Genomic DNA, 23448 nt, shown 5'->3' on the forward strand with positions numbered 1-23448 from the left:
GTTATTTAAAAAAATTTGTATATTAGAAAGTTGAGTTCTTAACTAATTCGAGGGGGGATAGCTATGGCCAAGATTCTTGTAATAGATGATGAAGAGGACATTTTAGTACTTGTAAAAAATGTTCTTGCGAAAGATGGACATGTTGTTACAATTATCAATAATCCAAAAAAAATTCTGCTTAATGAATACGCAAAATATGATCTTATTTTATTGGATGTTATGATGCCGGATATAGATGGTTTTGAGTTATGTGAGAAAATTCGTGACATAGTGGACTGTCCAATTTTGTTTTTAACTGCTAAAACTATGGAAAATGACGTAATGTTTGGACTTGGAATAGGTGGTGATGATTATATAAAAAAACCTTTTAGTACAGGAGAACTTCGTGCTAGAGTAAATGCCCACCTGAGGAGAGAAAAAAGAGAAAAGCACAATATGATTTCTATCTCTGGTATGAAATTCAATTTGGCAAGCAAGGAAATTATTATAGAAGATAAAAAGGTACCTATGACAAAAAGTGAATATGCTATTTGTGAATTTCTTGTACGCAGCAAGGGACAGGTGTTTACAAAAGAGCAAATTTACGAAGCTGTATACGGATATGAAAGGGAAAGTGACAGCTCAGGGATTGCAGAGCATATAAAAAATATAAGGGCAAAGCTTGCTATTTTTGATTTATCTCCAATTAAAACGGTTTGGGGGATTGGCTATAGATGGGAATAAATAAAAAACCAATTACAATGAGAAGAATTTTTTTTAGATATTTAGTAACTTTAGCTATTACATTTATCATTGTTTCAGCATTGTATTTTGAATTTGTTTTTTTGCTTATAAAGGCTAACGTATTTTTACCTGCAAATTATAGTGAAAATCTAGCTTTAAATGTAAAATCTAAACTTCAATCAGCACAGACTATAACAGAAAATATGATCCCTAAAGGATGTAAATTTGTTGTTTTTGACAAAAGTTATAGAGTAGTTAAAACAGATTTAAATTCTAAAGATTTAGATGAAGCAAAAAGATATGCGAAGGGAGAGGGATATAATAACCATTGGGCGACGAAACAGTATTATATCATACAAAGAAAAAATGGTTTATGCATACTTCAGTATTATATTATAATGAGATACAGTTCTGACTTTTTAAATAGTAATTTACCTAATCCTCAAGGAATGTTTGTTTTAATGTATATTTTTTTATTTGTTACCATTATTTTTATAATTTCAACAATTTATGCACGAAAGCTAAAAAAACAGTTAAATCCCTTACTTGAAGTATCAGAAAAAATTAAACAACAGGATTTGGATTTTGAGATAACTCATTCAAGGATAAAAGAATTTGACAGTGTTTTATTGTCACTGTCAGATATGAAAGAGGAATTAAAAAAATCCCTAAAAGAGCAGTGGCATATTGAACAGGATAAAAGAAAGCAGATTTCAGCTCTTGCCCATGATATAAAAACACCCCTTGCAGTTATTAAGGGCAATGCAGAATTATTAATAGATTCACCTTTAAATGAGGAACAGAAGGAATATACAGCATTTATTCATAAAAATTCTAATCAAATTGAGAAATATATAAAAACACTTATTGAATTATCTAAAGCAGAAGAAGGCTTTTGCATACAGCTAAGTAAAGTGAACACAGAAAAGTTTGTAGAAAATATTCATAATCAATTAAATGCACTTGCATGCACAAAAAAGTTACAAGTTGAATTTGAGGAAGAGTGTTTGCCGCAAGAAATTATAATTGATCAAAATTTACTATACAGAGCAATTATGAATGTCATTTCTAATGGTGTGGATTACTCACCAGATAATGGTAGAATTTTTTTTAAAGCCGCAGGTTTTCAGGATAACATATGTTTTACTATTACTGATAGTGGTAAAGGCTTTTCAAATAGAGACATTAAATTTGCTGCAGGACAATTCTATATGGGTGATAACAGCAGAACGTCTAAAACACACTATGGTATGGGATTATTTATTGCCTGTTCTATCTTAAAACAGCATAAAGGAGAGATCCATATTGATAATTCACCTATTACAGGAGGAGGGCAAGTTACTCTTCAAATTCCAGTACAATAAAATTTATATGACATTTTTTGAAAATAAATTTGCATAATTTAAATATTACTTATATAATAATTTTGAAGTTAACTACCTTCTTTTTCGAGAAGGTTTTTTTTCGTAAATATGATGGAAATATAGAATTATTAATTATGAATATAAATATTTGAAAGGGGAAATTTTATGGAGGGCAAAGAAAGAAATGTCTATGATGTAAACTCCTTAACTTCATTGGAGAAACTTGAACCAGTACGTGTTAGACCGGGAATGTACATAGGCTCAACTGGCAGTAAAGGTCTCCATCATTGTATATGGGAGCTTTTGGACAATGCTATAGATGAAATTTCCAATGGATTTGGAGATAGGGCATATGTTACCTTAAACAAGGATGGCAGCGTATCTGTACAGGATAATGGAAGAGGAATACCTACTGGAATTCATCCTGTAAAGAAAAAAAATGGAGTGGAAATGGTGTTTACCGAACTTCATACAGGAGGGAAGTTCAATAATTCAGTGTACAAGACTTCAGGAGGTCTTCATGGTGTAGGGGCAGCAGTAGTGAATGCGCTCTCTACCTGGATGGAAGTAGAGGTCAGACAAAAGGGTCATGTATATAAACAAAGATTTGAATATGCTTATGATAAGTCACTAAAGAAGAATATGCCAGGAACACCAGTAACGGCTATTAAAGTAATAGGAAATACAGATGATACTGGTACAAAAGTAACCTTTATGCCTGATAACAAAGTATTTTCTACAACCGATTTTAAAATTGATGTAATAGATGAAAGGTTAAAAGAATTAGCTTTCCAAAATAAAGGTATAACTTTAAAATTAATTGATAATACAGGAGAAGAAAGAGTAGAAAGGGAGTACCATTCAGAGAGGGGACTTCTGGATTTTATAGATTATTTAAATGAGAGTAAAACACCTATTCATAAGGATCCAATATTATTTGAAGGAGAAAGAAAGATAAATGATTTAAGTATGTATGGAGAGGTGTGTATGCAATTTACAGATTCTACTACCTATCATATAGCAAGTTATGTAAATAATATTCCTACAACAGAATCGGGAACCCATGAAAGTGGATTTAAAACAGGTATGACCAGGGCTTTTAAAGAATGGGCTAAAAAATTAAATTTACTTAAGGAAAAAGATAAGGAATTTGAAGGAGACGACTTAAGAGAAGGGATGACAGCTATAGTTAAGATAAAAATAACTAATCCTATATTTGAAGGTCAAACCAAAACAAAGCTTGGAAATACAGAAGCCTATACTATGATGAATGATCTTGCCTATACAAAGCTTTCAGAATGGATAGAAGATAATAAAGATATAGCATCTGCTATAATAAATAATGCTCTCCATGCTGCGGCAAGAAGAGAGAAGATAAAAAAGATAAATGATGCGGAAAAGAAAAAGATAGGTAAAGGTGCGGCCCCTCTTGCAGGAAAAGTTGCCGTATGCACATTAAAGGATTCTTCAAAATGTGAATTTATAGTAGTTGAAGGTGATTCTGCGGGAGGCTCTGCAAAACAGGCTAGAGATAGAAGATTTCAGACTATAATGCCTTCTAAGGGTAAAATTATGAATACGGAAAAACAGAAGCTCGAAAACGTCCTTGGAAGTGAAGAACTCAAGATATTTAATACTGCTATAGGTACTGGAATACTTGAAAATTATAATGAAAGTGATTTAAGATATGATAAAATTATAATTTTAAGTGATGCAGATGTAGATGGATATCATATAAGGTCCCTTTGGATGACTTATATATATAGATATATGAGACAGCTCATTTCAAATGGTCACCTTTATATAGCACTGCCGCCCCTTTATAAAGTATATAAGCAGAATAAAGGCAAAGAGGTAATTAAGTATGCCTATAGTGATGAGACACTGCCAGATGCAAAAAAGAAAATAGGAAAAGGTGTGCTTGTACAGAGATACAAAGGACTTGGTGAAATGAATCCAGACCAGCTCTGGGAAACTACTTTAAATCCTGAAACGAGAACACTGCAGCAAATAACTATAGATGATGCTGCTAAAGCTGAAAAGATGGTATCACTTTTAATGGGAGATGTAGTTGCACCTAGAAAAAAATATATGTATAAATATGCACAATTTTAGATAATGCACAATTCGCAGTTAATGAAATTTAATTATATAACCTTATAGCTTAAAGTGAAAGAATCGGAGGAAATGGATTTGGTTAAGAACACAGTAATTCCAAAAGATAACAATATAATAAAAATTCCTATAGAAGAAGCTATGCCGGACAATTATCTTCCTTATGCAGTAGAAGTGGCAAAGGACAGGGCACTTCCTGATGTCAGAGATGGGTTAAAACCTGTACATAGAAGGATAATATATGGTTCATATATGTTAAAGGCTTTTCCAGACAAACCATATTACAAGTCTGCAAGGATAGTAGGAGACATCCTTGGAAAATATCATCCTCATGGAGATACTTCCGTATATGACGCCATGGTAATACTAGCCCAAGATTTTACAACTAGGATGCCAATTATAGATGGTCATGGAAATTGGGGAAGTCAGGATGGAGATAGTGCAGCTGCCATGCGTTATACAGAAGCAAGACTTACACCTATTGCTATGGAAATGATAAGAGATATAGAAAAAGGTGTAGTAAATATGGTGGACAATTATTCTGGATCTGAAAAGGAACCGGAAGTTCTTCCTGCAAGATATCCCAACTTACTTGTAAATGGAGCTTTTGGAATAGCTGTAGGTCTTGCCACTAACATACCCCCACATAATTTGAGAGAAGTAATAGATGCTACTGTAGCATATATTGATAATAGAGATATAACTGTAGAGGAACTTATGAATTACATAAAAGGACCGGATTTGCCTACAGGAGGAATAATTATAGGTAAAAAATCTATGATTTCAGCCTATGAAACAGGAGAAGGAAAAGTTACATTAAGGGCCAAGACTTCCATAGAGAAATTGGACAGCGGAAGACTTGGAATAGTTATTACAGAGTTTCCTTATAGAAGGAGTAAGGCAAAATTACTTCAGGTAATTTCTGAAATGACTGCAGACAAAAGGTATGCAAGGGCACTAGAGCCTATATCGGATATAAGAGATGAATCTGATAGAAGTGGTATAAGAGCAGTAATAGAATTTAAAAAATCTACAGATATGAAATTGGCTCAGAAGATTTTAAAATATTTACTGAAGAAAACGGACCTTCAATGCAATATATCTTTTAACATGGTAGCATTAGGAGATGGAAAGCCAATAACTATGGGATTAAAACTCATATTGAAATATTATGTGGAATACCAAAAAGAAATCATAACAAAGAGAACTAAAAGGGAATTGGAAGAAGCAAAAAAGAGATTTCATATTGTAGAGGGATTTATAAAAGCTCTGGGAATAATGGATGAAATTATAAAGACTATTAGAAGTTCTAAATCGAAAAAAGATGCGGCTTCAAACCTTATGGAACAGTTTGATTTTACATACCCCCAGGCGGAGGCTATACTGGAGCTTATGCTGTACAGGCTCACTGGACTTGAAATAGATTCTTTTGAAAAAGAACATGAAAAACTTTTGAAAGTTATAAAAAAACTTACTAAAATATTGGAAAGTGAGAAGGAAATTCTGAAAGTTATAAAAAAAGAACTTATTGAAGTTGGAGAAAAATATGGAGACGATAGAAGAACTGCTATTGTTGAAGAAGATGAGAAGGCAAAAATAGATGTAGATGAAATTATAATAGATGAAGATATAGTTATTACTATGTCAAAAGAGGGATATATAAAGAGGACCTCTTTAAAAAGTTATAATCGCTCTAGTGGAAAAGTTGAAGACATAGAATATAGAGAAGGAGATTTTAACGAGTATTTCATAAATTCCAGCACAAAAGATACCCTTATGTTCTTTACAGATTCCGGTGATATGTATAGGATTAGAGGAATGGATATCCCTGAGTTTAAGTGGAAGGAAAAAGGAGAAAAGCTGGATAATTTAATAAAGGGAATTGATTTAGAAAAAAATCATATAACTGCAGTATATAGTATAAAAGATTTTAATTTGCAAAAGGATTTTGTGTTTTTTACTAGCATTGGTGGAATAAAGAGAACAGGAATTGAGTCATTCGTCACAAATTATACAAAACTTATGGCATTGAAATTAAAAAATGGGGAAAAACTTATAGGGGTAGAACTTGTTGATAGAAGTGCAAATGTAGAATTTATAAAAGTAGAAACTAAGTCCGGACTTGAGTTTACAGTAAGAAGTCCAGAAATTAATTTAGAAGATAGAAATATAGTTACTACACCACTTGTTACATTACAAGGGGAAGATTTTGCGGTAAAGATGGATTTTTCAACAGAACCAGAATATAAAGAGTTTTACATAAACATAAATAAGTCTGGAATAATTAAAGTTTTAAATTCAGGAAAATCTTCTAAAAGTGTGTTTACCAATTCTTCAAGTTACATATTGATATTTACATTAGATGGAGAAGTTCTTTCTATACCTGCTTTTATGCTTCAGAACGTAGATAATAGTGGCATAGATATTAAGGTACTTATGAAGAATATAGACGTAGGTAACATATTAAAGATAATTTCTGTGGAAGACTTTGATTGTGGATATGTATACTTTTTTACCCAATATGGTATGGTAAAAAAGACCGCATTAATGGAATTTAAGCAGATTGCTGGATGTTCTACTGCTTATAAATTTAAGGATAAAAAAGATTCTCTTGTAAATGTAGAATACAGTGACAAGGAAGAAATAGAAATATTTTTAATAACTGAAAGAGGGATGGGAATAAAGTTTAAAGCAAATACCGTAAATACTATGGGAAAATTAGCTGCAGGTGTTACAGCTATAAGTTTAAAGGAAGATGATAAGGTAGCATATTGTTTTCTTATAGATGGTAATGATAGTAAAGATTATAAGCTAAATCTAATTTCTGAAAAAGGAAACAAAGAGCAGATAAATGTAAAAGATGTAGTTCTTCAGAATAGAGCAGGAAGGGGAAAAAGCATTATGCTCATAGTTATGGATGATAAGGTTAAAAAAGTTTATTAAATACTTAATTTTCACGCATATGAAAATAATAATGTTCAAATAACAAGGAACAGATAAAGGTGATTTCCCTCGTACCTTAGGAAATCTATAATTTTAATATTTTCTTACGTTAGGAAGAAAATTATCCTAATTTGATATTTGAACTTTGAAATTTGTTATTTAAAGAGAGTCATACTTTAAAAGAACTAACATAACTGGTTCTTTTAAAGTATGGCTCTTTTCTGTGAGTTTTAAAATAAATAAGATAAAGATATTAAATACTCAACTTTTTAATAATAAACTATATATAGTATAATTGAGTTATAGTAAAAAACTATTAAATAGGTATTCTATTTAATAGTAAATTTATGCTTAGAAATATTTTTACAATAATGAAGCACATTTAAATATTTTGCATATAAGCCTTAGTAAAAAATTTGTAAAAAACTTAGAATTTTTTACTTAGATTTATCAAAATATTTGACTGGCTAAAGGTTGTAAAAATATTCGGAGAATAAATTAATTTTCAATCTAGAAATCATTATGTATTACATATGCGAAAAGGAGAAAAAATAATGATAAACGTTGTTAATAACTCAAATAATCCATATTTTAACCTTGCCCTTGAGGAATATTTTGTGAAATATAAAGATTTAGGGGAAGATATATTAATATTGTGGCAGAATGAACCAGTTATAGTAGTTGGCAAAAATCAAAATACTTATGAAGAATTAGATCTGGAATATGTAGATAAAAACAATATTAAAGTTGTGAGAAGATTGTCTGGTGGAGGTGCAGTATACCATGATCTTGGCAACTTGAATTTTACTATAATAAAAAATAAATCCAAACTGCATAAAAACGATTTCTCTTTCTTTTCACTGCCAGTAGTATCCTGTCTAAATAAGCTGGGAGTTAAAGCAACTTTCAGCGGCAGAAATGACATTTTAATAGATGGAAAAAAGTTTTCTGGTAATTCACAGTATTTTCATAAGGAAAAGTTATTGCATCATGGAACTATTTTATTTTCAAGTGATTTAACTATATTGTCAAAGGCATTAAAAGTAAAAAAAGAAAAATTTGAATCTAAGGGAATCAAATCGGTAAAAAGCAGAGTTACAAATATAAGTGAACATATTGATAAAGGATTATCTCTTATAAAATTTAAAGATATGTTAATTCAATGCTTTTTTGAAAGCAGAAAAGAAAATCCTAAAACTTATGTTTTAAGTGAAGAAGATACGAAAAATATAAATGAACTTGTTAACAATAAATATGGCACCTGGGAATGGAATTTTGGAAAATCTCCTAAGTTTAATTATAATAAAGAAATGAGATTTGATGCAGGAAGTATATGTGTAAAGGTAAATGTAATTGATGGAATAATGAAAGAATTTAAAGTAGAGGGCGACTTCTTTGAGGAAAATCCTATAAAGGAAATGGAAGATCTATTTATTGATAAAAAGTTTAATATTGAAGATATAAAAAATATTATAGAAAAAAATGATGTGTCAAAATATATTTTAAAACTAACTAATGATGACTTTATGAAATTATTTTTATGATTTTATCCGATGACTACCTGCTCTAATACTCTCACTTCTCCAAGTGTGAGTAAAGAGCAGCTACATCCCTGGATAACGATTTCTAAGCATCATGTGGAGTCAAAACTCCATCTGATGTCAAGAACTCTGTTTATATGTATAATTATAAATTTAATACTGTGTTATAATTTATTTGAGGTGGTTGTGTTATGAAAAAGGCTATAGTTTTACTTGCAAGAGGTTTTGAAGAAGTAGAGGCTTTAACTTGTGTAGATGTTTTGAGAAGAGGAGGGGTACACTGTATAACTTGTTCTATAAATTCTGAAGATGATGTAATGGGTACCCATGAGATACATGTAAAAGCTAACAGCTTATTAGAAAAAACAAATACTGATAAATATGATGCTTTAATAATACCTGGTGGAATGCCTGGAGCAGCTAATTTGAGGGATAACCCTGAGGTTATACAAGTTGTAAAAGACTTCAATAATTCTAACAAGATAGTAGGTGCTATTTGTGCAGGACCTATAGTATTAAAAAAGGCAGGTATTATTGAGAATAAAAAGGTAACTTCCTATCCAGGATATGAAAATGATATAGCACCTGTAAGCTATAGTGAGGATGTAGTGGTTCAAGATGGAAATATTATAACAAGTAGAGGTCCTGCTACTGCCATGCATTTTGCTTTTAAAGTTTTAGAAAATTTGGCAGATAAGAGGACTGTGGAAAAATTAAAGAAAGATATGCTTTTTAATTTAGTTTGACAGTATTATAATGTAAATAGAAAATATGAAATACATATGGAGGCAAAACTTGCAAGAATATATACTGGATAATGGGTTGAAATTGTTATATGAATATAGAGAAGGAAAAGTAACTTCCCTCTGTATAGGTTTTAATGCAGGGGCACTGGAAGAAGAAAAAAAATTTCATTTAGGTACAGCTCATGCAGTAGAACACCTTATATCTAAGGGAAGTAAAAATAGAAGTGAAAATCAGATAAATTCTGAACTTGAAGGTATATTTGGATTTGAAAATGCTATGACAAATTATCCCTACACAATTTATTATGGTACATGTCTCTCAGAGGATTTGGAAAGAGCAGTTGAACTTTACAGCGACCTGCTCTTGAATCCTCTTTTTTCAACTAAAGGTTTTAGGGAAGAGATAAATGTAATACTTCAGGAAGTTAAAGAATGGGAAGACGATATGTATAGGCATTGTGAGAGTACTCTTTTTAGAAATTCCTTTAAAAAAAGGAGGATAAGAGAACTTATAGTAGGCAATAGAAGCAGCATAGAATCAATTACTTTGGATGAAATAAAAAGTTTTTATGATGATTTTTATTTTCCTGAAAATTGTACCATTTGTGTATGTTCGCCTTTAAATATTAGCTTTATAAGGGACATAATAAGCACGTATTTTGGATTATGGAAAAGTGATTTAAAAAAATATGTGCATGAAAAAAGTTTGTGCGAAGCAGTGAGAAATGGAGTGTTTGAAGAAATTGTACCAGGTATAACTGGAGCTAAAATTCAATATATATTTGATATACAAAAATTAAATCATAAGGAATTCAAAGCGCTGCTTCTTCTTAATGCTGCTTTTGGACAGGGCACAGATAGTATTCTTTTTAATAAGATAAGGACAGAAAACGCACTGGCCTATGAGGTTAGAAGCAGCATAAAAAATGAAAGGGGAATAAAACTTCTTTCTATAAATATGGGCACTTCTTTTGAAAGTGTAAAAAGAGCGATTTCTATAACTTCAGACACAATAGACAGATTGAAATGTTTAAAAGGGTACTTTACTGGGACTAAAATAAAGGCTTTAAGTAAAAGTATAAATTTAAAAAGAGAAATAAAATTTGAAAGATCCATTGAATTTTGTAAAGAAGTTGTTACTTCTGAACTTATGCAAAGAGGGTGCAGGTATGATGGTTATTCAAATATATATAATTTAGATGATGTTCGGGAAGAAGATATAATTGAAGTTGCAAACAAGGTTATGGTTAAACCCTCTATACAGATTTTAACTGGAAACTAAATTAATTCACAAATTGTGAATTGATTACTAAAAAAGGGGGTGTTGTTATTGCAGGCAAGGTGGATGTTAAAAAGGTGTAAAAAAGATGTAAAAGCTATTGCCAAAATGGCAGGAATAAGTGAAGTTGTAGCTTCAATTCTTGTAAATAGGGAAATAGAAACACAGGGAGAGATAAAAAGTTTTATAAATCCCTCTATGAGAGATCTCCAGAATCCGCTGCTCATGAAAGATATGGAAAGTGGTGTGGATATAATATATAGTGCTATAAAAGAGAAAAAAAATATAGCAGTATATGGAGACTATGATGTAGATGGAGTAATGAGCACCTATATATTATACTGTGGACTTTTAAGGTGTGGTGCTATGGTAAAATATCATATTCCAGACAGAATTACAGAAGGCTATGGAATAAATATTCATAGTATAGAAAAACTCAAAGAAGATGGAATTCAGCTTATAATAACTTGTGACAATGGAATTTCGGCACTAGAGCAAATTAAAAGGGCTATGGAATTAAATATGCAGGTAGTCATAACTGACCATCATGATATACCTTTTTCAGATGATGAAGATGGGAAAAGAAAATTCTTAATTCCTGAAGCAGATGCTGTTATTGACCCAAAACAGGAAGACTGCAAATATCCTTTTAAAAAACTTTGTGGAGCAGGGGTTGCCTTTAAATTTATTCAGGTGCTTTATGATAAATTTAATATAAAAAAGGAAGAGGCACTTAAATTTATCGAGTATGCAGCTATTGGAACTATATGTGATGTGGTGGATCTCATAGGTGAAAATAGAGTTATAGCTAAAAAAGGACTTGAAATGTTAAATAACACAGAAAATTTAGGAATAAGGGAACTTATAAAAGAGACCTCATTAGAAGATAAAACATTGAATTCTTATCATATAGGATTTGTAATAGGACCTTGTATAAATGCTACGGGAAGACTTCAAAGTGCAGCTTTAGCACTGGAACTTTTACTTTGCAAAGATCCGGACAGGGCACATGAACTTGCGAAAAAACTTCATGAATTAAATATTCATAGGCAGGATATGACGATTAACAGTTTAAATAAAATAATAGATAAAGTTGAAAAGTCAGATTTGAAAAAGGACAAAGTACTTGTGGTATATGAAAAAGGAGTACATGAAAGTATAGCAGGAATAGTTGCAGGAAGGCTTAAAGAAAGATATAATGTACCCTCTATTGTAATAACTAATGGAAAAGACTTTTCTAAAGGCTCAGGTAGATCTATTGAAGGCTATAATATGTTTGAAGAACTTGTAAAATGCAAGGAGTTAATGTTCCAATTTGGAGGTCATCCTTTGGCAGCAGGGTTGTCTATAGAAGAAGAAAATATAGATAAGCTTAGAGATAGATTAAATAGAAATTGCAAACTTACAGATGAGGATATAATACCCAAGATTAGAATAGATAAACAGGTTCCCTTAAATAGCATATCTTTTAAAATGATAGAAGATATAAAGAGATTAGAGCCTTTTGGCAAAGGAAATTCTACACCTGTATTTGGAGAAAAAAATGTGGATGTATTTAGGGTTTATTTTATAGGTAAGGACAAAAATACTTTAAAACTATTCTGCAGGCTGAAAAATAGCTTAAACAAAATTGATGCACTGTCTTTTGATGGAGGCGAAAAGTTTAGACAATTGATATTTAAAGCTTATGGAAGTGGGGCAGCCTATAAAATTTTAAATAATGATTTTAAAAATCTAAAAATGGATTTTATATATTTGCCTTCTGTTAATGAGTATAAAGGGAATAGGAATATACAGCTTATATTGAAAGATTTTAGATTAGCATGAAGTAAAAATAAAGCTTGATTTATATTTTTAAAATTGATAAATGGAGAGATTATATATGAAAACTGAGAGACATACAAAAATACTTGAAATTATTAATTCAAAGGATATAGAAACACAGGAGGAGCTAGTAGAAGAGCTTAAGAGTGCGGGAATAGAAGTAACTCAAGCCACTGTGTCAAGAGATATAAAGAAATTAAAAATTACAAAAGTAGTGGGCCAAAATGGGAAATCGAAATATTCTGTTGTAAGGCATACAGGAAAACTATTTCCTGATAAAATAGTAGCTATATTTTCACAAACAATTATTGATGTACAAACTATGAAAAATTTTGTTGTAATAAAAACTTTATCTGGTTCAGCCAAGGCAGCAGCAGAAGCTGCAGACTCTTTAGCTTTCAGCGGGGTTATTGGCACTGTAGCTGGCAATAATACATTATTTGTAATAACAACAGATGAAAAAGCAGCCTTGAGTTTGGCTAAAAAAATTAAAAACATGATTTCTAATCAATAATATTTCTTAGAAAGCTCAATTCATAAAATAAGACTTTTTTTGACTTTTATCATAGTAATTTTTAAAATATTTGCTAAAAAATGCTCTGTAAGGTATAATTATTCTGTAAAATATAATAACTACTGTAGTGGTTATTATATTTTACAGAATAGTTGTATATTGGTAATGTTCAAATATAGTAAGAGTGTTACAGTAGGTAGCCATAATATGAATATTTTAATATTATCAATAATTAGGAGGAGTATTCTGTGAACTTTATTAAAAAAAGAAGTGAAAACGATTTTAGAAATTCCAGTAAAAGTTATGGATATTTTATGGGCTTATTTCGAAAAAGAAATGTAAATAATCTTGAAAATTCTGTAGAAGCCAATGGATTAAAAAGAAAATTAAATGCTATTGATATAGCAGCGCTTGGACTTGGAGCAGTAATTGGAACTGGAATATTTGTCGTAACTGGACAAGGGGCGCATATGGCAGGACCAGCAGTTGTAATTTCCTACTTAATCGCAGCAATAACTAGTACTTTATGTGCACTTACTTATGCAGAACTTGCTACTATGTTTCCGGTTTCAGGAAGTACATATTCTTATTGTTACGTTGCCTTTGGAGAAATAATAGCATGGATTGTAGGGTGGAATTTAATACTTGAGTACCTAGTATCTGCAGCTATAGTAGCGTCAGGATGGTCATCAGTATTTGTAGGAATTTTAAAATTATACAATATATATTTGCCTGATAGTATTACCAAATCTCTTCTGTCAGGTGGCATAATTGATTTGCCAGCTGTACTTCTTATTATATTTATAACATATGTGTTGTATAAAGGTGTTTCAGAGAGTAGTAAAATAAATAATATTACTGTAATTATTAAAATTGCTGTAATCGTTATTTTTATAGCATTAGGTGTACCACATATAAATGTAAAAAATTATCATCCATTTGCGCCATTTGGATTAAAAGGAATAATGACAGCTTCTTCTGTTATATTCTTTGCTTATATAGGTTTTGATACAGTTTCAACTTCTGCAGAGGAAAGTATTAATCCTAAAAGAGATGTTCCAATTGGACTTATGATTTGTATGACAGTAATTGTTGTATTATATTTGGCTATTTCCTTAGTATTGACTGGAATAGTTCCATTTATGAAAATAGATGTAAACAATGCGCTCCCTTTTTCATTAGCACAAATAGGAATTAATTGGGGATCTGTATTAGTTAGTGTAGGAGCTGTGGTAGGTATGGTTTCAACATTACTTGTAACATTATACGGTCAAATTAGAATATTTATGACTATGTCAAGAGATGGATTAATTCCTAGTGCATTTTCTAAGATAACAAGTAGAAATGGGATACCAGGTATATGTACAATACTTACAGGTATTATAACGGGAATACTTTCAGGTTTTTTGCCATTCAATATACTTATGGATTTATGTAATATAGGGACATTATCTGCATTTGTTATGGTATCTATAGGTGTAATAATTTTGAGAAAAACAATGCCAAACGCTGAGAGAAAGTTTAGGTGTCCAGGAGTTCCATTTACACCAATTTTAACAGTAGCTTTTTGTTTGTATTTAATGGCTGGCTTACAACCTTTAACATGGATGAGGTTTCTAATTTGGACAATAGTTGGTTTAGCAATTTATTTTTTATATGGAATTAAGCATAGTACTCTAAATTATTAAAGTATATATAATTTCTAAAATAAAATTTAGGAGGATATCTTAAAATTATCTTCCTAAATTTTATTTTTTTATAAAAAATTTTTTGAATATTTATAAAAAATATGCATATGAAAATCCAGTAGGAATAATAAATGTCATTTTTATGAATAATAAACATTCAAATACATGTATAAGTATGTCAAAAAATCAAAAAAAATAGAAAAATAAGGATTGACAACGTTATCTTATTAACATACAATAATAACCGTAGTAACCACCTAGATGGTTACTAATGCGATTAGTACTATAGCATTATTAAATGAGACTTTAATATACATACTTTGAAATTAAGTAATGTTGAGTTATCGAAATATTAGATGGGAGGAAAAATTAAGATGGAAACTAAAGTTTTAAGAAGAGATTCAGAAGTTACTTCTGAAAATGGTACTTCAAAAACAGCTTTAAATGTTACTTCAGAAATAGGAAAATTAAAAACAGTCTTATTGCATAGACCAGGCCAAGAGATAGAAAATCTTACTCCAGAATTATTAAATAGGTTATTATTTGATGATATTCCTTACTTGAAAATAGCCCAGCAGGAACATGATGCATTTGCTGATATATTAAGAAATAAAGGTGTTGAAGTTCTTTACTTGGAGAATTTGGCAGCAGAATCTCTATATGATACAGATACTAAACTTAATTTTATTAGTGAATTTATTGATGAAGCTAAAGTAGAAAGCCCTGCATTGAAAGAGGCGCTTACAGAGTATTTTTTAAGATTATCTAATAAAGATATGATTGATAAAATGATGGCAGGAGTTAGAAAAGAAGAGCTTAAAGATTATAAGAGGTTTTCCTTATATGATCAAGTAAATGATTCATATCCATTTATATGTGATCCAATGCCAAATCTATATTTTACAAGAGACCCATTTGCAACTATAGGAAATGGTATTACATTGAATCATATGAGAACAGAAACTAGAAATAGAGAAACTATATTTGCTAAATATATATTTAGATGTCATCCTAGATTTAAGGATTGTAATATACCACTTTGGTTTGATAGAGACGAAAATACATCTATTGAAGGTGGAGACGAATTAATATTAAATAAAGAAACTTTGGCTATTGGAATTTCTCAGAGAACTGATTCTGCTTCAATAGAAAAAGTTTGCAGAAAATTGTTCTGTAAAGGAAATAGCTTTAAGACAATTTTGGCATTCCAGATTCCTGTATCAAGAGCATTTATGCATTTAGATACTGTGTTTACTATGGTTGATTATGATAAGTTTACTGTTCATCCTGAGATCGAAGGACCTTTGGTTGTTTATGAAATAACAAAAGATAAAGATAGTTCAAGTGGATTAAAAGTAGTAAAACAAAATATTGAATTAGAAGAAGTATTGGAAAAGTATCTTGGAAGAAAGATTACATTAATAAGATGTGGCGGTGGTGACAAAATACATGCTGCAAGAGAACAGTGGAATGATGGTTCCAATACATTAGCTATTGCCCCAGGTGAAGTAGTAGTTTATTCTAGAAATCATGTTACAAATAAGCTGCTCGAAGAGTATGGAGTAAAACTTAATATTATGCCATCATCAGAGTTGTCAAGAGGAAGAGGCGGCCCAAGATGTATGAGTATGCCACTTTGGAGAGAAAATTTATAATTTCAATAGTTAATATAGTATAACAAGATAAGTTATAACAAATTAGAAAATAAAATTTAAAACAATTACCGAATAAGGAGAAATTGACATGGGATTTAATTTAAGAAATAGAAGCTTTTTAACATTAATGGACTTTTCACAGAAAGAAATAAACTTTATGCTTGATCTTGCTAGAGATTTAAAGAGAGCTAAATACCTAGGAAATGAAGAACAAAAGTTAAAGGGAAAAAATGTAGTTCTTTTATTTGAAAAAGATTCTACAAGAACAAGATGTTCATTTCAGGTTGCTGCACAGGATCAAGGAGCTCATGTTACTTATCTTGGACCAACAGGAAGTCAAATGGGAAAGAAAGAGTCCGCTGCAGATACTGCAAGAGTTTTAGGAAAGATGTTTGATGGTATAGAATACAGAGGATATGCACAAGAAACTGTTGAAGATTTAGCAAAATATTCAGGAGTTCCAGTTTGGAATGGATTGACAGACGCAGATCATCCAACACAAGTTTTAGCTGACTTTTTAACAGCTAGTGAACATTTAAATAAGCCATATAATAAGATGACATTTGTTTATTCTGGTGATGGAAGAAATAACGTTGCAAATGCACTTATGATTGGTGCTTCTAAAATGGGAATGGATTTTAGAATAGTAACACCAAAAGAATTATTCCCAAAAGAAGAATTAGTAAATAAATGCAAAGAAGAAGCTGCAAAGAGCGGAGCTAAAATAACAATAACTGATGATGTTGCTAAAGGTGTAAAAGGTGCAGATGTCCTTTATACTGATGTTTGGGTATCAATGGGTGAACCTGATGAAGTTTGGGAACAGAGAATAAAACTATTGAAACCTTATCAGATTAATATGGATATGATAAAGATGACAGGAAATGAAAAAGTTATATTTGAACATTGCCTTCCTGCATTTCATGATTTAAAAACTAAAGTTGGAAAACAAATACATGATAAATTTGGTTTAAATGAAATGGAAGTTACAGATGAAGTATTTGAAAGTAAATATTCTGTAGTATTTGATGAAGCAGAAAATAGAATGCACACAATAAAAGCTGTCATGGTTGCTACTTTAGGAGATTAATAAAATAGTTTATGAACTATATTGTTATAAAAATAACAATATAGTTCATAAAACAATTAGGAGGTTTTATTTGTGGAAGATAATAAACTAGTAGAAGATAATGAATTGTCAGAAAATAATAAATTGGGGTTATTTTCACTTATAGCATTAGTTATCGGCTCAATGATTGGTGGAGGAGCATTTTCGCTGCCAGGTGATATGGCAAAAGGAGCTAGTGCAGGTGCAATTATTATAGGATGGTTAATTACTGGAATTGGTATGATAGCATTAGCTTTTGTATATCAAAATCTTTCAATGAAAAGACCAGATTTAAATGGTGGTATATATAGTTATGCTAAAGCTGGTTTTGGAGATTACATGGGATTTAATTCAGCTTGGGGATATTGGTTAAGTGCATTAATTGGTAATGTATCTTATTTGGTAATGATGTTTGGAGCTGTTGGATACTTTTTTCCTGTATTCGGAAAAGGAAATAATTTAGCATCTGTTGTTTGCGCATCTATTATGTTGTGGCTTATTCAAGGTTTGATATTAAAAGGAGTAAAACAAGCTGCTATAGTAAATGTTATCACTACAATTGCAAAGTTAGTGCCAATATTCCTATTTGTAATTATAGCTATCATAATGTTTAAAGTTAATATATTTACCTTAGATTTTTGGGGTGGTTCTACTCCTAGCCTAGGGGGAGTTGTAGCTCAAGTTAAAAGTACCATGTTAGTAACATTATGGGTTTTTATAGGAATTGAAGGAGCTGTAGTTGTTTCAGGTAGAGCTAAAAGAAGAAGTGATGTAGGAAAAGCTACAGTAATAGGCTTGGTTGGAACATTAGTCATATATATTTTAATAACACTATTATCTTTAGGAATAATGAATAGGGCTCGCCTTTCTGGTTTAGACACTCCATCAATGGCATATGTACTTGAAAGTGTTGTTGGAAAGTGGGGAGCAATCGTAATAAATTTAGGATTGGTAATTTCTTTGTTAGGAGCAACTTTAGGTTGGACTCTTTTGGCAGCAGAAATTCCGTATATAGCTGCAAAAGATGGTATGTTCCCGAAAGTATTTGCTAAAGAAAATAAAAATGGATCAGCAGTAAATTCTTTATGGATTACTAATATATTAGTAGAAATTTCACTTATACTAACACTGTTTTCTAGTAGTACCTATCAAATACTATATTCAATAGCAAGTGGAGCTATATTAATTCCTTATTTTCTTAGTGCACTGTTTGGGCTAAAATTTGAATTAATGAGTAAAGAAGAAAATGGAAGAACTAAAAATATTATAATTGCATCAGTTGCAACTATATACACAGCATGGTTAGTATATGCAGCAGGGTTAAAATACGTTTTGTTAGAAACTATACTTTTTGCTATTGGCATAGTTGCATTTACAATTGCCAGCAAAGAGAACAATAGTAATAAGAAGAAAAATTATATTTTCTTATCATATGAGAAAGTGATAGCACTAATTTTCTTAGTAGCAGGAATAGTTGCAGTAGTTATGCTAGCAACAGGTAAATTGTCAATAAGTTGATAAATAAAGAGACGTATTGTTAAATATATTTTGATTTAGGAGGAGTAATAATGAAAATAGTAGTAGCTTTAGGCGGAAATGCACTGCAAAAAGAAGGAGCACCAGCTACAGCTGAAGCACAATTGGATGTAATAAAAAAGACAGCAGTTTATTTAGCAGATATGATTGAAGAAGGACATCAGATTGTAATTGTCCATGGTAATGGGCCACAAGTTGGGAGAATAGTTATACAAAATGAATATGCTAGTAAAGTAACACCAGCTATGCCTTTTGATGTATGTGGAGCCATGAGTCAGGGAATGATAGGATATCATATTCAACAGGCACTAAGATGTGAATTGGTAAAGAGAGGTATAAGTAAACCAGTTACTTCTGTAGTTACTCAAGTTGTTGTGGATAAAGATGACGAAGGATTTAAAAATCCAACAAAACCAATTGGACCTTTCTATACTAAAGAAGAAGCTGAAAAAATTGTTAGTGAAAAAGGATATAAGATGAAGGAAGATGCAGGAAGAGGCTATAGAAGAGTTGTAGCATCGCCACAACCTAAGGAAATAGTAGAGATTAGTACTATTAAAAAGTTATTTAACGATGGACAAGTATTAATTACCGTTGGTGGCGGTGGAGTACCTGTAGTTAAAAATAGAAATGATGAACTAGAAGGAGTAGCAGCAGTTATAGATAAAGATTTTGCTGCAGAAAAACTTGCAGAAGATTTGGATGCAGATGTACTTATGATTTTAACAGCAGTAGACAAAATTGCAATTAATTTTGGCAAACCAAATCAAATTGATTTAGATACGATGACAATAGAAGAAGGAAAAAAATATATAGAAGAAAGCCAATTTGCTCCTGGAAGTATGCTGCCTAAAGTTAAAGCTACCATGAAGTTTGTTTCTTCTAAAGAAGGAAGAAAAGCTATAATAGCATCACTTGATAAAACAAAAGATGCGTTAAATGGAAAAAGTGGAACAACAATAAAATCAACAGATAGAGTATTATGTGCTAGCATATAGGCATAACAACGTATAAAAAATCTTTTGGATAAAAGGCTTATTTAAATGAAATTTAAACACATCTTTTATATTTTTCACATTCCTATGAGTTCATTTTTCTAAATATATGTGTACTTTTAGGAATTTCAAAATCAAATTTAAAATTGAACTACTAGGATACAATTTTTGGGAACATTTCTACATTGGGGCTATAATTATACAATTTTAGTATACCAAAAGAAATGTTCCTATTGTTTATAGAGGGGATATGAATTTTGAAAATTAAGTTAAATTCTTTAAAATTTAAGGGAACTGCTATAATTATTATAGTGTACTTTATTTGTTTACTACTAAGTTCTGTCATAAGCTTTAATATATGCGAAAAGATATTATACGACCAATTTAATCAAAAGGCTTCTATATCATGTAGCAATGTTTCTAATAATATAAATAATTGGATTGAAGGTCAAGGAAAAGCTATAGAACAAATGGCTGAAGATATACAGTTTTATAATAATTTTGATGCAACCAATATGAAAGATTATTTACATATGAAACAACAATCGCAAAAATATGTTATTGCTTATTACGTTGGCCTTAGTGATAAAAGATATTTTGGAAGTGATAATTGGATACCACCACAAGGTTATGATGTGACAAAACAAAAATGGTATAGCCAAGCTGTGAATGAAAATAAGCTAGTGTATACAAAACCATATATAGATGAAGCTACCAAAAAAAGTATTATTTCTATTTTGATGCCTATCAAAATTAATGGGAAAATTGTAGGCGTTATAGGTGAGGATTTATATTTGGACTACCTTATGAATATTACACAAAAATATAAAATTGGTGAAAATGACTATGTATTTCTAGTTGATGCAGATAATGATTTTATTATTCATAAGAATAAAAATTTTTTGCCATCTTCAAATAAGAATGTAAATATGGGTAGTGTAAAAAATTATACTTATACAAGTATAGCCAATAAATCTAAAAATGAAAGTAAAGGATTAATTAAAGGAAAGGATTATGATTCACAAAACAAGTATTTTGTCTATGATAAAATAAGTTCTACAGGATGGCTTCTTGTGTTATCTATTCCTGAAATAGAAATAATAAAGCCTTTATCAAAACTTATCTTAGGATTTATTATTTCGTTTATTATTTCTATCATTATAAGTTCTTTAATTTCAATATATATTATTAATAGAATTTTAAAAGCAATATTTAGATTTAAGGAGCAAACTAAATTATTAGCTGACGGAGATTACAGAGAAACGCTAGATATTAAAGCTAAAGATGAAATAGGTGATCTTGTTGGCAGTTTTAATACCATGATTACTAAACAGCAAAAATTTATAAAAAATGTAAAACAAATGATTTACAATTTACAGACTGAAAACGATGAGTCAGATAAAAGCATATGTGAAGTTACAGAGACAAGTAAAATTGTTACAGATTCTATGGAGGAAATATCAAATGGAAGTGTAGAACAAGCTAAAAATATGACAATTACCTTAGAAAAAGTTAATTCTCTAGGAAAAAGCATAAATAATATAGATAGTAATGTGAGAAGTATGGTTAATGCAACAAATAAAAGCAAAGATAAAAATGAACTTGGATTAACTGCTGCTAGAGAACTTAAAGCAAAATTTGAGGAAAATAATAATTCCATTAGGGTTATGAGTGAAAAAGTAAAGGATTTAACAGAAAAATTTAAATATCTGGAAGATATTAATCAAGTTATAGAGTCCATATCTAAAGAAACTAACCTTTTGTCATTGAATGCTTCTATTGAAGCTGTAAAAGTAGGAGATGCAGGTAAAGGTTTTGGAGTAGTGGCTGATGAAATAAGAAAATTGTCTAATGATTCTTCAGATTCATCAAAAAAAATAAAAAGTGTTATAAATGAAATTGATGATATAATTAATTTGGTAAAAGTTCAAATGGATAATACTACCGCTATATCAGAAAGTACAAATGTAAAGCTAAAAAGTACAATTAATAATTTTGAGGATGTAATAAGTTGTTCTAATAATTTAATACGTCAAATCAATTTGCTAAATGATGAAACTGATAATATGAGAAAAAGTAAAATGGAAGTAATTGAAAATATGGAGAATGTATCTAGTATAAGTGAGCAGCAATCAGCAGCGTCTGAAGAAGTAAGTGCTTCAATGCAGGAGCAGTTTGCTAGTATGGAGAAGATATCTAACAATATAAGAAAAATTAACAATATGAGTAAAAAATTATTAGAAACAATCCAGCTATTTAAAACGTGATGAAATTGAACAAAATGAAATTGAACAAAGAAATTGTCAAAGCAATGTTATGTAACAGTTGAAGTGCATTCACATGGTATAATTAAGGTGATAATTGGAAATAAGATAATGTTAGCCTATTTCCAGATTATCCCTTATACTTTTTAGATTAGGACCAAATTCTTCGTCAAGTTCTTTTTTGTGCTTGGAATATATTTCTGAAATAAATATATCATGAGTTATAAAACATTCAGTTACAAGCATGAAAGGCTTATTTTGGGTCCATATACAGTAGCTTGTGTTGTCGGTTTGAAATATTGAAAACAAACATTCTTTATGATCTATTACTAAGCTAAGCCATCTTCCATTTAATGCAGCATCTTCTTTCATGCCATCCATTTCATGATAAAATACTTTTCCTATTTCATCAACTTTACCATATAGTACGGAAACTATTTTAATATTTCTTTTTTTAGCATCTAATAATTCATCATATAAATTATTGTAATCTTTACTCCAAATATCCAGATATATTGATTCATTTGCGTTTCTTATCATAGATGTAATTTTATCTTTTATTTGTTCTGTATCATTGAAGTGCCACAGGTAATTTATGGATTCTAAATCATTTATACTATTTAAATTATCTTCTAGATAACTTATTGTAGATTTAGTATCTTTTTTATATATATCTAAGAATTCTTTTAAAGACAACGCTATGTATTTACAAGGGTTATAGCCATTTTTAATAATTACATTTTTATTTAAAAGCGACTTTACTGTATCGTATACCTTTGATTGAGGAACGCCTGACCGCTTGCTAGCTTCATAAGCTGTAATTTCTTGATTTTTCAATAAAGTTAAATATATCATAGCTTCATATTTGTTAAATCCTATTTTTACTAATTTAGCGATAAGTTCTTTTTCTAATTCCATTAGTTTGACCTCCATGCAAGATTTTCATTTATTATTATACACATTACTGTTAAAGTTGTCACTCTATTTTTTTAATGGTAATTAAATAGAACTATGTTAAAATAGTAGCTTGTACAATGTTGAACTAAAATTTTAATATACATATTTATAAGTTTTAAGTAATAAATATGTATATTGCTTCTATTGTTGTACAAAGTATAAATAATTACTATAATAAATCTAGGAGTTGGAAAAA

At 30.2% G+C, this 23448-nt stretch carries 16 protein-coding genes; 15 read left to right on the forward strand and 1 reads right to left on the reverse strand.

Translation table 11 applies throughout. The annotated features are described in order from the left end of the window. Window positions 1-63: 63 nt before the first annotated feature. From CLJU_RS04520 to CLJU_RS04590, 15 genes are all read left to right on the forward strand, one after another. Window positions 64-723 carry a response regulator transcription factor gene (locus CLJU_RS04520; protein WP_013237582.1) on the forward strand — a complete coding sequence of 220 codons (660 nt, stop codon included), beginning with the start codon at window positions 64-66 and terminating at the stop codon, window positions 721-723. Next, on the forward strand, window positions 714-2087 hold the full coding sequence (locus tag CLJU_RS04525) for a sensor histidine kinase (RefSeq protein ID WP_023162965.1): 1374 nt from the start codon (window positions 714-716) through the stop codon (window positions 2085-2087). The genes CLJU_RS04520 and CLJU_RS04525 overlap by 10 nt, the downstream gene beginning before the upstream one ends. Window positions 2088-2252: 165 nt before the next feature. After that, window positions 2253-4202 (forward strand): DNA gyrase/topoisomerase IV subunit B, encoded by a 1950-nt coding sequence (locus tag CLJU_RS04530; protein WP_013237584.1) that lies wholly within the window; start codon window positions 2253-2255, stop codon window positions 4200-4202. A 78-nt stretch (window positions 4203-4280) separates the two neighbouring features. Continuing rightward, a complete protein-coding gene (locus CLJU_RS04535; protein ID WP_013237585.1) occupies window positions 4281-7145 on the forward strand; it encodes a DNA topoisomerase IV subunit A in 2865 nt (954 codons plus the stop codon). A 554-nt stretch (window positions 7146-7699) separates the two neighbouring features. Then, complete coding sequence (lplA, locus tag CLJU_RS04540; RefSeq protein ID WP_013237586.1) at window positions 7700-8689, forward strand: lipoate--protein ligase; 990 nt, start codon at window positions 7700-7702, stop codon at window positions 8687-8689. Between the two features lie 188 nt (window positions 8690-8877). Further along, window positions 8878-9432 carry a DJ-1 family glyoxalase III gene (locus CLJU_RS04545; RefSeq protein ID WP_013237587.1) on the forward strand — a complete coding sequence of 185 codons (555 nt, stop codon included), beginning with the start codon at window positions 8878-8880 and terminating at the stop codon, window positions 9430-9432. 49 nt (window positions 9433-9481) lie between these two features. Continuing rightward, on the forward strand, window positions 9482-10714 hold the full coding sequence (locus CLJU_RS04550) for a M16 family metallopeptidase (protein WP_013237588.1): 1233 nt from the start codon (window positions 9482-9484) through the stop codon (window positions 10712-10714). A gap of 48 nt (window positions 10715-10762) precedes the next feature. Beyond that, window positions 10763-12538: a single-stranded-DNA-specific exonuclease RecJ gene (gene recJ / locus CLJU_RS04555; protein ID WP_013237589.1), complete on the forward strand. Its 1776-nt coding sequence runs from the start codon at window positions 10763-10765 to the stop codon at window positions 12536-12538. Between the two features lie 55 nt (window positions 12539-12593). Continuing rightward, entirely contained in the window at window positions 12594-13049 is a 456-nt protein-coding gene (locus tag CLJU_RS04560; protein WP_013237590.1) for an arginine repressor, read from the forward strand. Window positions 13050-13363: 314 nt separating this feature from the next. Continuing rightward, the gene (locus CLJU_RS04565) at window positions 13364-14737 is read left to right on the forward strand and encodes an APC family permease (protein ID WP_041705311.1); all 1374 of its coding nucleotides are present in this window, start codon (window positions 13364-13366) and stop codon (window positions 14735-14737) included. Window positions 14738-15111: 374 nt separating this feature from the next. Next, window positions 15112-16392, forward strand: a complete 1281-nt coding sequence (arcA, locus tag CLJU_RS04570) for an arginine deiminase (protein WP_013237592.1) — start codon at window positions 15112-15114, stop codon at window positions 16390-16392. Between the two features lie 88 nt (window positions 16393-16480). Next, window positions 16481-17482: an ornithine carbamoyltransferase gene (gene argF, locus CLJU_RS04575; RefSeq protein ID WP_013237593.1), complete on the forward strand. Its 1002-nt coding sequence runs from the start codon at window positions 16481-16483 to the stop codon at window positions 17480-17482. A gap of 72 nt (window positions 17483-17554) precedes the next feature. After that, on the forward strand, window positions 17555-19018 hold the full coding sequence (gene arcD / locus CLJU_RS04580) for an arginine-ornithine antiporter (protein ID WP_013237594.1): 1464 nt from the start codon (window positions 17555-17557) through the stop codon (window positions 19016-19018). Window positions 19019-19068: 50 nt separating this feature from the next. Further along, window positions 19069-20034 carry a carbamate kinase gene (gene arcC, locus CLJU_RS04585; RefSeq protein ID WP_013237595.1) on the forward strand — a complete coding sequence of 322 codons (966 nt, stop codon included), beginning with the start codon at window positions 19069-19071 and terminating at the stop codon, window positions 20032-20034. Between the two features lie 254 nt (window positions 20035-20288). After that, window positions 20289-22298 (forward strand): methyl-accepting chemotaxis protein, encoded by a 2010-nt coding sequence (locus CLJU_RS04590; protein WP_013237596.1) that lies wholly within the window; start codon window positions 20289-20291, stop codon window positions 22296-22298. Window positions 22299-22409: 111 nt separating this feature from the next. Here CLJU_RS04590 and CLJU_RS04595 read toward each other — a convergent pair whose 3' ends face one another. Continuing rightward, window positions 22410-23213 (reverse strand): TrmB family transcriptional regulator, encoded by an 804-nt coding sequence (locus CLJU_RS04595; protein WP_013237597.1) that lies wholly within the window; start codon window positions 23211-23213, stop codon window positions 22410-22412. Between the last annotated feature and the right edge of the window lie 235 nt (window positions 23214-23448).

It is taken from the genome of Clostridium ljungdahlii DSM 13528 (assembly GCF_000143685.1).
Lineage (GTDB): Bacteria > Bacillota > Clostridia > Clostridiales > Clostridiaceae > Clostridium_B > Clostridium_B ljungdahlii.